We start from the raw sequence: 12348 nt of genomic DNA on the forward strand, positions 1-12348 counted from the left end.
CCGGAGACCTTCGTCGCCGAGATCACCGCGGCCTTCACCGACTACCTCCCTGGTTGAGGTGGAGGCGGCGGAGGAGTTGGGCGTTGGCGGCGACGACGATGGTCGAGGCTGACATCAGGACGGCGCCGATGGCGGGGCTCAGCGTGATGCCGGCCCAGGCCAGTACGCCGGCGGCAAGCGGGAGCGCGACGACGTTGTAGCCGGCTGCCCAGGCGAGGTTCTGGGTCATCTTCCGGTACGACGCCTTGGACAGGCGGATCACGCCCGTCACGCCGCGCGGGTCCGACGAGGCCAGTACTACGCCGGCAGACTCGATGGCGACGTCCGTCCCGGCACCGATCGCGATACCGACGTCGGCGCGGGCCAGCGCGGGGGCGTCGTTGACGCCGTCGCCGACCATTGCCACTGTGAATCCGCGGGCCTGCAGTTCGCTGACAGCCTTGTCCTTGTCGGCAGGCAGTACCTCGGCGAACACCTCGTCCAATCCGAGGTCAGCTGCCACCGCACGGGCAACGGGCTCGGCGTCACCGGTGATCATGACGAGCTTGGCGATGCCGGCTGCCCGGAGCTGTTGGACTGCTTCCCGTGCCTCGGGCCGTACTTCGTCCTCCAGGGCGATGGCCGCGATCACTACGTCGTCGCGCAGGAGGTGGAGGACCGCGGCGCCTCGGTTCGACCATTCCTCGGCGTGGTCGCGCAAGGAGTCGGGGACTGTCGCGGCCAGCTCTCGCAGCAGCGCTGGTCCGCCGACGGCGTAGGTGGTTCCGTCGATGACGGCCTGGACGCCGCGTCCGGTGAGCGACTTGAATTCGGCTGCTTTCGCGCGGCCGCCGCGCTGGTCGGCGGCGGTGACGATGGCGCGCGCTAGCGGGTGCTCGCTGTCGGCTTCCACGGCACCGGCGATACGCAGTACGGCGTCTTCGTCGATCCCGTCACCTGCGACGCCGGTCACGACGTGCTCGCCCTTGGTCAGCGTGCCGGTCTTGTCGAACAGGACTGCCTGCACGGTGCGCATCCGCTCCAGCGCCAGCCGGTCCTTGACCAGGATGCCTGACTTGGCTGCGACCGCGGTGGACAGTGCGATCACCAGCGGAATGGCCAGCCCGAGGGCGTGCGGGCAAGCGATGACCAGGACGGTGACGGTCCGGACGACCGCCTCGTTGAGGGTGCCGAAGGCCCACCAGGCGATAAAGGTGATCAAGGCAACGGTGGTGGCGATGTAGAACAGCATCGCGGCGAACCGATCGGCCAGGACCTGCGCGCGTCCGCTCGACTCCTGTGCTTGCGCGACGAGCCGCTGAATCCCTGCCAAAGCAGTGTCATCGCCGACCGCATCGACCCTTACGCGAATCGCGGAGTCGGTCGCGACGGTCCCGGCCACGACGCGGTCGCCGATGGCGCGAGAGACCGGCCGGGATTCGCCGGTGATCATCGATTCGTCGAGCTCTGCTGCGCCGTCGACGATCTGACCGTCGGCGGGGACGCGGGAGCCGGACCTGACCAGGACGACGTCGCCGATTCCGAGCTCGGCCACCGGGATGGTCTCGATGCCGTCGTCGGTGACGCGGTCGGCATCATCGGGGAGCAGCGCGGCCAACGCGGCGAGCGCGCCTTGCGCCTGGCCGATCGCCTTCATCTCCTGCCAGTGGCCCAGCAGCATGATCGTGACGAGCGCGGCCAGCTCCCACCAGAAGTCCAGGTCGAACAGCCCGACGCTGGTCGCGAGCGACGCGACGTACGCGACTGTGATCGCCATCGAGATCAGCAGCATCATCCCGGGTACCCGGTCGCGGACCTCGCGGATGCCACCGACCAGGAACGGCCAGCCGCCGTAGAGGAACACGAACGTCCCGAGCACCGGACCGACCCAGCTGATCCCGGGGAAGTCCAGCTCGTAGCCGAACCAGTCCATCACCATCTCGCTGGTCGCCACGATCGGCAATGTCAGCAGCAGACTCAACCAGAACTTCCGCCGGAACATCTCCGGATCGTGCCCAGCATGCTTGTCGTGCCCCGAGTGGTTGCTGTGGGCATCCACTTCGTGATGACCCGGTACGCCGTGCTCAGTGACCTTCGCCATGATCATTCCTTTCACTGCCCGCTTCGTCACCACCCTTAACACTATACCCCTATGGGGTATTCCGGATGTCTCAGCCAACATATCGATTTCCGAGCTGATGGGGGTTTACCGTGGCGGGTGAGATCCGCTTCGAGGAGAGGGCGGCTGACGACGCCCAGCTGTTGGTGCTCCTGAAGGCCGCGTTCGCCGAGTTGGTCGAGCGCTACGGAGCGGTAGGTCGCTCCCAGGTCAAAGGCGATGCGCGCTACCTCGTTGTACTCGGCGACGCCGGCATCGCGATCGGCTGCGGCGCAGTACAGGCTTTCGGCCCGGGCACCGAGCATCCCGGCGACGGCGAGCTCAAGCGCATGTACGTCGTACCGGGGTCGCGTGGGCGTGGGTATGCCCGTGCGTTGCTAGGTGGCCTTGAGGAGTTGGCGCGAGTGGCTGGGCATCCGGTGCTGCGGCTGGCGACGGGTGAGCGACAGCCTGAGGGGATCGCGCTGTACGAGTCGAGCGGATACGCCCGCACGGCGCCGTGGGGCAAGTACGTCGACCAGCCTCTCACCCACTGCTACGCGAAAGACCTGCGCGAGCTCTGAGGGCGTACCGAGTGAAAGCCGGTACTTCGGACACGTAGCCGAGGTCGCTGCGGGAGATCGCGTCGTGCAACGCCACCGCGATTCGGCTCCACCAGGTCGAAATCCATCTCCGCCACCGTCGCGGCGATCACCTCGTCGCCGTGGCCGAACCATTTCTGGCTCCGCCGCTGCCGCAACTCCTCAAGTGCCGGCACCGTTGGTATGGCCCTGCCCCTCTGCCGGCAGCCGACGGGTGTCGATCAACTGTTGGGCGACGTCGCGCAGCTTGGTGTTGGTGTCCTGGGAGTAGCGCCTGAGGATGGCGAAGGCGCGGTCGCCGTCGACGTCGAAGCGCTCCATCAGGATGCCCATCGCCTGCCCGACCAGCTTCCGGGCATCGACCGCGTGCGCCATCGAGATCTCGTGGCGCGCGGTCGCGACGGCGACCGATGCGTGCCGGGCGAGGATGTGCGCGATCGCCTCGTCGTCGGCGCCGAACGCGTCCGGATCGGGGCTGTAGAGCCCGAGTACGCCGACGGTCCGGCATTGGTCGCTGCCGGTGACGAGCGGTACGTCGAGAACACTTCGTACTCCGAGCGCGCTGACCTTGGCTGCCCAGTCAGGCCATCGCTGCTCGGTCGTGGTGTCCCGGATCAGCACGGTGCTCCGCTCTCGCAGGCAGGTGACCAGCGGTCCGGTCTCGCTGTCGAGCTGCATCTGGTACGCCTCGGCGACGACCGGATCGGTGACGGCGGCGACTTCCGGCCGGCCGCCCCGGGTGTAGAGGGTGATTCCGGCGTACGAACAGTTCAGCGCCTGTAAGGCGAACTGGGCCACGGCCTCGACCGTCTCCACGACGCCGTCGGCATCGTGCAGCTCGATCGCCAGCCGCGCGAACGTGTCGGCCACGTGCTGATGGTCGAGCTGCACGTGGGAGTCCAAGGGTGCGTCAGCGGCACCCGCTCCGTCGGAGTGAACCATGCGCTCATCATGGCAAGCCGCCTCGAATTCACACCACCAGCACGCTCTGTAGCCGAAATTCCAGGCTTGCCGTGGGGGGACGGCCGCTGTGATCACCGAACGGCGTAGCGTGACAGGAGTGGTGGACGCCACCGATCACGGCCCGAGGCGGAGAAGGTCATGACAGACCATGCGGTGATCCTGGCCCGGCTGGCGCGGCTCGCGGCGGCCAACGCGCGGGACCGCCACCTGGCCGAGCGGTTGTGTGAGGCGTGCCGGCTGATCCTGAGCGTCGACGCGGCCTCCATCACGGTGAGCAACGACAGCGCGAGCAGGATCACGCTCGCCGCGACGAATCAGCTGGCGGCGCGGCTGGAGGATCTGCAGGACGTGCTGGGCGAGGGACCGTGTCACGACGCGTTCCGGACCGGTCAGCCGGCGGTCGTCGACTTCGACGAGGAGACCGGGCGGCGCTGGCCGGAATTCAGCCGGGCCGCGCGCGCCGAGGCCGGCGCCGGCTCGGTCAAATGTTTCGCGATGCGACCGGGGAAGCAGGTGTTCGGCACGTTGAGTCTGTACATGTCGAGTACTCCGCAGGCGGCCGAGTCGGACGAGACGGCGCAGTTCCTCGCCGATGCCGTCGGCGCGGCGCTGCTGCGTGACCCGTCGAACGAGGCGGGCGTCACGGACAGCGGCGCGTGGTCCTCGCGGGCGGCGATCCACCAAGCGACCGGCATGGTCATCGCTCAGCTCCGGCTCGGGCCGGATGACGCGCTGGCCATTCTGCGAGCACACGCGTATGCGCATGAGACCACACTGGCTGAGATCGCCGAGCTGGTTGTTGCCCGTCGGCTCGACTTCTCCCAGGGAGACTGATGACCATGCACGAGAACGCCGGACGCGCGGGCAACGCGCTGCACGAACTGGCGGTCGCGACGGCCGGCCTGCTGGGCGAGCAGGACGTGATCGGGATGACTTCCTCGCTGCTGGCGGGCTGCAGTCGCGCGACCGGAGCCGCCGCGGCGGGTCTGGTGGTGGCCAGGCCGGATGATCGGCGACTCGAGTTGCTCGCCTCGACCAGCCATCGCGCCGAGCAGATCGAGCTCTATCAGCTCCAGGCCGACGAGGGGGCCTGTGTCGACGCGGTGAAGACGCTCGAGCCGGTCACCGTGGTCGGTAGCGCGCAGATCGCCGACCGTTGGCCGACGGTGGTGCGGGCTTTCGCGGCGGCGGGATACACGGCCGTCCACGCGGTTCCGATGATCTGGCACGGCGAGGCGCTGGGCGCTGTCAATCTGTTCTTCGTCGACGGCGGATCCATCGACGAGATCAGCGAGATCGCCCAGGCCTTCGCGGACGTGGCTGTTGTCGCCATCGTTCACTCCGGCCGCGTGACCGCCCAGGACGTGGTTGCCCGCTCCCGGGCCGCGCTGGACCAGCGGATCGTGATCGAGCGTGCCAAAGGCGTGATCGCGTACGCCGGGAACGTCCCCACCGACGAGGCGTTCGACCTGCTGCTGGCGCTGGCCGGCAGCAGCGGGCGCCCGCTCGGCGAAGTCGCCGGCCAGCTCATCGACCACGCCGTCAGCACCAATTGAGGATCAGTTTCGCCGACGGGCCGCCGCCAACCCCGCGGGGGGCGCACCATGAGAGCTCCAGGGACGAGTGGTCCCGGTGCTGCGGCGCGTCTGGAGTCTTGAGTGTGTTCAATCACCGTGAACTGACTGCGGCCGACATCTTCGCCCGGCTCGCGGTCGACCTCCACGCCGCCGGCGGTATCGGCGAGACCGTCGAGGCCGTCGCCAAGTTCGCGGTGCACGCGCTCGGGTGCAGCAGTGCGAGCGTAGTTCTGATCAGGCGGGGACGTTCGCCGGAAGTTGCCGCGGTCACCGATGAGGCACTGGCGGAGCTCTACCGCCGGCAGATCGACACCGGGAACGGACCGCTGATCACGGCTGTCAAGGACGATGTCGTGGTGATGGTCGCCGACGTGTTGACCGATGATCGCTGGACTGCCGAATGGGCAGCCCAGGTCGCCGCGGCGGGAATCCGCAGCGCCTTGCACCTGCCGCTTCCAGTGGCGGGCCGGCCGGTCGGCGTACTCAGCGTCTACAGCGACGCGGCGAACGGGTTCTCCGACGACGACCTGGCGGTCGCTCACATCCTGGCCCGGCATGCCTCGATCGCTGTCGCCACCAGGCGGCAGCAGGACACCCTCGGCCAGGCTGTCGATGCCCGCAAGCTGGTGGGGGTCGCGATGGGGATCCTGATGATCAGCTACGACGTCGATCAGGCCCGCGCCTTCACGATTCTCCAGCGCTATTCGCAAGACACCAACACCAAGCTGCGCGACGTCGCCCAGCACGTGATCGACACCCGCAAACTCCCGAACGGGCGGCTGCCCACCTGAGCCGTCAGGCCGGTGCCGGCTGCCCGTGGTCCCGGTTGCCGCCGGTGTAATGGATCGTCTTGACGGGCGATCGGGACGGATAGGGGCCGCTGGCATAGATGTTGGTCTCGACAATCTGTCCGTCGGAGTCCTTGATGATGTGCCGGACACCCGCCCAGCGGGCCACCTCGGCGCCGATCGTGAGTTGCCTCAACCGCGGTCCGCCGCTGGAGAACGGCTGATCCGAACCGACCCGCCGGCTCCTCCACACCCCGTGCTCGCAGTACGTCTCGACATCTCTGGTGTCCACGGCCTGTTCCCCTTCCCCGATGATGATCGGGGCCCCGGTACCCGCCGTTTCCGGCCGCAATCGTGGCGAGCCGCACTGTTCGGGGAGTTGGGCAACTGGTAAAAGTGGCGAATGGACAGGCCGAGGATCGTCATCATCGGAGCCGGGTTCGCCGGGTTCCATGCTGCCCGCCGGCTGTGCCGGCTCGCCAAGGGCCGCGCCGACATCCTCGTGGTGAACCCCACCGACTATTTCCTCTACGTACCGCTGCTGCCCGAGGTGGCGACCGGCATCCTCGAACCGCGCCGGGTGAGTTGTCGTACGACCGGCTCGTGATCGCTGCCGGAGCGTCAACAAGCTCCTGCCGATCCCCGGGATCGCCGAGCACGCGCACGGTTTCCGTGGCATCCCCGAGGCCGTCTTCCTCCGCGACCACCTGACTCAGCAGCTCGAACTGGCCGACGCGACCGATGACGGTCTTCGCCTGTGGTGACGCGGTCGCCGTGCCGGACCTCACCCGACCCGGCGAGATCACCCCGATAACGGCCCAGCACGCCGAACGACAAGGCAACCGGGCCGCGGACAATGTCGCAGCCAGCCAGCCAGCCAGCCAGCCAGCCTGACGGGCGGTGCGCTGAAGCCCTACAGCCACAAGGATCTGGGAGGGTAGATAGCTCCGGGGGGTAGTCAGGCGTGGTCGCCGTCCAGGAGTTCGTGGAGTTCGGCGACGGCCTTGGTGATGTTGTCGTAGTCGTTCTGGGCGGCGCGTGACTCGGCGCTGATCACACCGCACCGGTGCACGCGGCGGAAGTCGCCGTACGGGAACTTGTAGTGGCCCTGGCGCCGGACTGGCCGGTGTCCGCTTCGTCGCCCGCCCCAAGTGCCCGGAGGCGTTGTTCGTCATGGACAGGGAGGCCGCGGCACGGTTCAGAGGTTGGCGCCGGCTGACTGCAGGCGCTTCGCCAGGATGCGACAGCGCTCACCCAGCTCCGGCGGGTCCAGGGCCTCGAAGGGGTGGCCGAGCAGGACCATGTGCATGAGGACGAAGTCGAGGCTGCCGCCCCCGCTGAGTACCTCGCAGTGCTCGTCGTCGCGCGGTCGCACGACGGCCGCCGACGCCGGAAGTTGCGCGCGCACCGTTTCGGCCGGTGCGTGCACGAGGAAGCGGGCCTGGTGCAGGTAGACCCGGCTCGCAACGGCTTCTTGGACGTACGACGCTGCGTCGGGCGCCGGGCGGGGGCGGAAGTGCCAGGTTCGGGCGGCCACGTCGGTCATCTTGTCGACGCGGAAGTTGCGCCAGTCGTCGCGGTCGAGGTCGTAAGCGAGGAGGTACCAACGCCGATCTGAGGCGACCAGGCGGTAGGGCTCGACCCGACGTCGCCGTACCTCGCTCCCGGACGGGTAGTCGAAGCCGGCCTCGACCTCGTCGCGGCAGGCTCTGGCCAGCGTCATCAACACCTCGGGATCGATCGGCGGCCGACCTCCGCCGAAGGACTCCACCGAGCCGGAGAGGGCCCGCACCTCGTGCCGCAACCTGGTCGGCAGCACGCGGTCGAGCTTGGTCAACGCCCGTACTGCGGCGTCGCCGGCACTCGCGACGCCAGCACCCGCCCCGGCGAGCAGCGAGACCGCGGTGGCGATCGCCTCCTCGTCGTCGAGCAGCAGCGGCGGCAGGTCCTTTCCAGGGCCAAGCTGGTAGCCGACGCCCTGACTGGACTGCACCTGATAGCCGAGTGTCCGCAGCCGCTCGACATCGCGGCGTACGGTGCGTGAAGTGACGCCCAGCCGGGAGGCGAGCTCGGGGCCGGTCCACACCTGGCGCTGCTGCAGCAGGCCGAGCAGGGTGAGCACCCGCTCGGTCGTCCCTAGCTCGTCGTCCATGCGACCAGCCTGCCAGATCTAGCGGACCGATCCTGTCCGCTTGGGGTGTCAGGGTGGGTCTATGCAAATCAACGCTACGAACGGAGCAGACCGATGAGCCGCGAGATCCAGGTGACCTTCGACGCCCATGACCCGGCGGCTCTGTCGCTGTTCTGGCGCGATGTCCTCGGTTATGTCCACCCCGGCCCACCCGGAGTCGAGCTCGCCGAGGGCGACGACCCGCTGGCAGCCTGGGACGAGTTCCTCGAGCGGCCGGCGTGCCGATGGCGGAGCGCAACACGGCCTCGGCTCTGGAGGATCCGGACAAGCGAGGCCCGCGGTTCTTCTTCCAGCAGGTGCCCGAGGGCAAGGTCGCCAAGAACCGCCTTCACCTCGACATCCGGGCAGCTCCCGGGTTGGAGAAGGACGAGCGGATGGCGGCGCTGGAGCTCGAGTGCGATCGGCTCGTCGCGCTGGGAGCGACGCGACAAAGCAGGCACGAACCCGCACCGCCGTTGAGCCTCGGTTTCATCGTGATGACCGACCCTGAGGGCAACGAGTTCTGTCTGGACTGAGGTGGGCGGCGCACTCGGCCGCGACGGCGACAGCCAGCGTTTCGGGCGTGTCGTCGTCGCGTTCGGGGACCAGGTGATGGACCGTGCCGGTCGGCCGGCGTGATCCCGGCGGCGGCGACGTCCTGGAGGGAGGCCCGTCATGAGAGATCCTACGGGAGAGCGCTGTTGGTGGCGCATGGGTTCGGACGGATCGGGGTACGGGCGGGGACAAGCATTCTGACCGTGGTCCAGAGATGAGGCTGCGCCGTGACTCGACAAGTCGCGAGGGTCGATCATGCTTTCTGGCAATACCCCCACCTCAGTACCGACGCAGTGTTCCACGCCCGAAGAAAGGGCCGAGCGCGAAGCCGCCACCAGAGCGTTGCTGGAGCGGCGAGCGCGAAGCTCCGATGAGGCCGAGCGGCAGGAGCTGCTCGAAGATGTCATCGAACTCAACATCGAGATCGCCCGGGGCATCGCGCACCGGTTCCGCGGGAGGGGTGCGGAAGCCGATGACCTGGACCAGGTCGCGTTCCTCGGACTGGTCAAGGCGGCCCAGCGCTACCGGCTCGAGGAAGATACGCCGTTCATCGGTTTCGCGATCCCGACCATCCGCGGCGAGGTGAAGCGGTACTTCCGCGACTGCGCGTGGACCGTGCGGATCCCGCGGCGGTTGCAGGAGGTCCAGGGGATGATCCTGACCAAGCTCCCCGAGTTGCAGCAGCGACTGAACCGCGAGCCGACGCGGGAAGAGCTCGCGGCGTACCTGGCCGTGGAGTTGGAAGACGTCGAGCAGGCGCTGGCCGCGACAGGGTGCTTCAAGGTGCTGTCGCTGGACCGGCCGGCAGAGGAAAGAAGTCTGTCGCTGGCCGACGTGGTCCCTGCCGAGGAGGACTGGACGGTCGGTCAGCTGGAGGCCGTCGACATGTTGCAGCCGGTGCTGGCAGACCTGGGACCGCGCGAGCGGCGCATCCTGGAACTGCGCTTCGTCGAGGGCTGGATCCAGGCCGACATCGGCAAGGAGATCGGCGTCAGCCAGATGCAGGTCTCCCGCCTGCTCAGCCAGATCCTGAACGACCTCCGCGCGAAACTCACCCCCGCACCCGCGGCCGCCTGACGTGCGACTGAGACGGAGCGATCCGGCGAAGCCCGGCCTGACCCGGCGGGGCCGGGGCAAGGGATTCGGCTATCTCGATGCCGACGGCAACGTTGTCGACGATGCCGCGGTGGTCGAGCGGATCCGGGCGCTGGTGATTCCGCCTGCCTGGAACGATGTCTGGATCTGCCCGCACCACAACGGGCATATCCAGGCGGTCGGGACGGACGAGGCCGGCCGTCGTCAGTACCTGTACCACGACGAGTGGCGCACGTCGCAGGATGATGACAAGCATGATCGGGTGAAACGCCTGGCAGCCCGGCTCCCTGAGTTCCGCGCGGCGGTGGATCGGGACCTGTGTACGGCGGGGCTGGGCCGGGCCCGGGTCCTGGCGACCGCCCTCAGGATGCTCGATCACGGTGTCTTCCGGATCGGCAACACCCGGTACGCCGAGGACGCGGGCAGCCGGGGTGCCGCGACGTTGCTCCGCGACGACGTACGGGTCCGCAAAGGCCTGCTGGTGTTCGACTTCATCGCCAAGGGCGGTAAGCAGCGCACACTCGAACTGAAGGACGACAAGCTCGCCGCGGCGGTATCCGCGCTCAGACGGAGCAAGCACGACAACCCGCGGCTACTGGTCTTCCACGACAAGTCCGGTTGGCACGAGATCGATGCGAGCTCGATCAACGCGCGGTTCCAGGAACTCGTCGGCGACCAGTACACGGTGAAGGACCTGCGCACCTGGACCGCCACCGTCCACGCCGCGGTGGACCTGGCCGAGGCCGATCCGCCGCAAACCGAGCGGACCGCCAAGAAGGCCGTCAAGGAGATGCTGACCGAGGTGTCGGAGCATCTGGGCAACACCCCGACGGTGGCCCGCGCATCGTATGTGGATCCGCGCGTCATCGCGCAGTACGAGGAAGGCCGGACGATCGCCCGGGCGATCAAGAAGGTCGGTTCCGACGAACTCGAGCGGCAGAAGGTCCGGGAGAAGCTCGACCCGTCCGTCGCCCGCCTGGTCGCGGAAGGTGGTCGGCAACGCAAGTGAAGGCAGCGGGTCTCTCCGCGTACATCGCCGCGGCGTAGGCGTCGAACGGCAGGGTCGCGCCGGGAACCTGTCGACCGGCGCAGTTCCGTTTGCTGGGTGGGTATCACGTGGTTATGGTGCGTTTCCGCCTCGTCTGGGGTTGTGCGTGCGGCCTGGTGGTCGCGCTGGGGATCGCGGCCGCAGTGCTTGCGCTGCCGGCCGTCTCGCTGGTGCCGTTGTTCCTGGTGCCGGGGTTGCTCGGCTTCCTCACCGCGCTGATCGCCCGGATGGATGCCGATGCCCAGGTGGGTCTGGATCGGCTGCGGCGGGCGATGACGACGGGCCTGGTAGTCGGGTGCGCGTGCGTCGGCGCTGCGGGGCTGCTCGCGCTGCTCGGACCCGGCGCCTTGCTGATCGGGGCTTTGGTGGCTGGGACCTCGCCGCCCGTCGTACGGCGGTTCCTGCCGAAGGCCGACAAGGGTGATGAGCTTCGCCAGCAGCCGACTTTGCTGCTTTGTCGTCAGTGGCAGAGCAGCTACGAGGCGCTGAAGATCGAGCCTGTTGCCTCGCGACGGCTGGAGATCGTCCGGGCTCGGGCGCGGTGTCTCGACGAGCTCGAGCGGAGGGATCCGGCCGGGCTGCAGGCGTGGCTGGCCTCCAACGCCAGTGCTGCGGGCGATCCGGCCCGCTTCCTGAGCGAACCTCCGTCGTCCAGCTGATAACGCTGGCGCCCGGAGTACGGCGAGGCTGGGAGTTCCGGAAGTTGATCGTCCGGAACGGGGGTTATCGTCGCAGGTGTGGACATGCTGACTGATGAGCAGATCGCTGAAGCGGACCTGAAGGACTGGCGGAAGCTGGGGCAGGGACTTCATGCGCGCTATGTAGTCGAGGGGTTCGGCGGCGGGTTCGTCGCCGCGGTGGGGCAGGCAGCAGATGCGCTCGGGCACCATCCGCGGGTGGCGATGGGGAGCGGGTACGTCGATCTGAAGGTGATCAGCGACGACGCTGTCTATCGCGACGGCGAGGGCACCGAGCACATCATCGAATGGGTGACGGAGCAGGACCTCGAGCTCGCCCGGCGGATCACCGAGATTGCCGCCGAGCAGGCGGTGGTGGCTGCGCCGAGTGCGATCACGGCGATCGAGATGGCGATCGACACCGCGCACATCGAGAAGATCGCTCCGGTCTGGGCGGTTCTGCTGACCGGAAGCACCGAGGCGCAGGGGCGCGGGAGCACCGGCAACGACATCCGGGACGCCACCGGGCGAATGCCGATCCTGTGGTTCCAGAAGACCGATGAGCACGAGACGCCGCGCCAGCGGTTCCACATCGATGTCTGGGTGCCGGCCGACGTGGCCGAGCAGCGGATCGCCGCGGCCGTCGCCGCCGGTGGGATCGTCGTCGACGACAGCCAGGCGCCGTCGTTCACCGTGATCGCCGACCAGGACGGCAACAAGGCGTGCGTATGTACGCCGCCGGATTCGGCGAAAGAGAGCTGACCGGCGGCCGGGTCGCGCTGAGCGAAACCCGAGT

13 protein-coding genes and 1 pseudogene are annotated in these 12348 nt (G+C 68.3%); 10 read left to right on the forward strand and 4 right to left on the reverse strand.

The window, feature by feature from the left end:
* Positions 1-34 precede the first annotated feature (34 nt).
* A complete protein-coding gene (locus F1D05_RS01595; RefSeq protein WP_185445564.1) occupies positions 35-2080 on the reverse strand; it encodes a heavy metal translocating P-type ATPase in 2046 nt (681 codons plus the stop codon).
* Between the two features lie 110 nt (positions 2081-2190).
* On the opposite strand from F1D05_RS01595, the gene F1D05_RS01600 reads away from it, so the two are divergent.
* Positions 2191-2661, forward strand: a complete 471-nt coding sequence (locus tag F1D05_RS01600; protein ID WP_185445566.1) for a GNAT family N-acetyltransferase — start codon at positions 2191-2193, stop codon at positions 2659-2661.
* Between the two features lie 180 nt (positions 2662-2841).
* On the opposite strand, the gene F1D05_RS01605 is transcribed toward F1D05_RS01600, so the two are convergent.
* The gene (locus F1D05_RS01605; RefSeq protein ID WP_185445568.1) at positions 2842-3621 is read right to left on the reverse strand and encodes a GAF and ANTAR domain-containing protein; all 780 of its coding nucleotides are present in this window, start codon (positions 3619-3621) and stop codon (positions 2842-2844) included.
* Positions 3622-3780: 159 nt separating this feature from the next.
* Here F1D05_RS01605 and F1D05_RS01610 point away from each other — a divergent pair, with 159 nt between their 5' ends.
* From F1D05_RS01610 to F1D05_RS01620, 3 genes are all read left to right on the forward strand, one after another.
* Positions 3781-4476: a GAF and ANTAR domain-containing protein gene (locus tag F1D05_RS01610; protein WP_185445570.1), complete on the forward strand. Its 696-nt coding sequence runs from the start codon at positions 3781-3783 to the stop codon at positions 4474-4476.
* Complete coding sequence (locus F1D05_RS01615) at positions 4476-5198, forward strand: GAF and ANTAR domain-containing protein (RefSeq protein ID WP_185445572.1); 723 nt, start codon at positions 4476-4478, stop codon at positions 5196-5198. Before F1D05_RS01610 ends, F1D05_RS01615 begins: the two co-directional genes overlap by 1 nt.
* Positions 5199-5302: 104 nt before the next feature.
* Positions 5303-6010 carry a GAF and ANTAR domain-containing protein gene (locus F1D05_RS01620; RefSeq protein WP_185445573.1) on the forward strand — a complete coding sequence of 236 codons (708 nt, stop codon included), beginning with the start codon at positions 5303-5305 and terminating at the stop codon, positions 6008-6010.
* A 4-nt stretch (positions 6011-6014) separates the two neighbouring features.
* Here the strand turns inward: F1D05_RS01620 and F1D05_RS01625 are convergent, their stop codons facing one another.
* Positions 6015-6299: a DUF2188 domain-containing protein gene (locus F1D05_RS01625; protein ID WP_185445575.1), complete on the reverse strand. Its 285-nt coding sequence runs from the start codon at positions 6297-6299 to the stop codon at positions 6015-6017.
* 111 nt (positions 6300-6410) lie between these two features.
* Between F1D05_RS01625 and F1D05_RS39345 the strand changes: the two genes are divergently transcribed.
* Positions 6411-6614, forward strand: coding sequence for an FAD-dependent oxidoreductase (locus F1D05_RS39345; RefSeq protein WP_219732986.1), 204 nt, complete (start codon positions 6411-6413; stop codon positions 6612-6614).
* Positions 6615-7205: 591 nt separating this feature from the next.
* On the opposite strand, the gene F1D05_RS01635 is transcribed toward F1D05_RS39345, so the two are convergent.
* Positions 7206-8159, reverse strand: coding sequence for a helix-turn-helix transcriptional regulator (locus F1D05_RS01635; RefSeq protein ID WP_185445577.1), 954 nt, complete (start codon positions 8157-8159; stop codon positions 7206-7208).
* 93 nt (positions 8160-8252) lie between these two features.
* Here F1D05_RS01635 and F1D05_RS42450 point away from each other — a divergent pair.
* The 5 genes and pseudogenes from F1D05_RS42450 (at position 8253) to F1D05_RS01660 (ending at position 12314) form a co-directional block, all read left to right on the forward strand.
* A pseudogene (locus F1D05_RS42450) lies at positions 8253-8713 on the forward strand (VOC family protein).
* A gap of 274 nt (positions 8714-8987) precedes the next feature.
* Positions 8988-9809, forward strand: a complete 822-nt coding sequence (locus tag F1D05_RS01645) for a sigma-70 family RNA polymerase sigma factor (protein ID WP_185445579.1) — start codon at positions 8988-8990, stop codon at positions 9807-9809.
* 1 nt (position 9810) lies between these two features.
* Positions 9811-10836 (forward strand): DNA topoisomerase IB, encoded by a 1026-nt coding sequence (locus F1D05_RS01650; protein ID WP_185445581.1) that lies wholly within the window; start codon positions 9811-9813, stop codon positions 10834-10836.
* 113 nt (positions 10837-10949) lie between these two features.
* On the forward strand, positions 10950-11534 hold the full coding sequence (locus F1D05_RS01655) for a hypothetical protein (protein ID WP_185445583.1): 585 nt from the start codon (positions 10950-10952) through the stop codon (positions 11532-11534).
* Positions 11535-11618: 84 nt separating this feature from the next.
* Entirely contained in the window at positions 11619-12314 is a 696-nt protein-coding gene (locus F1D05_RS01660; RefSeq protein ID WP_185445585.1) for a VOC family protein, read from the forward strand.
* Positions 12315-12348: the final 34 nt, after the last annotated feature.

This window comes from Kribbella qitaiheensis, assembly GCF_014217565.1.
GTDB classification, from domain to species: Bacteria; Actinomycetota; Actinomycetes; order Propionibacteriales; family Kribbellaceae; genus Kribbella; species Kribbella qitaiheensis_A.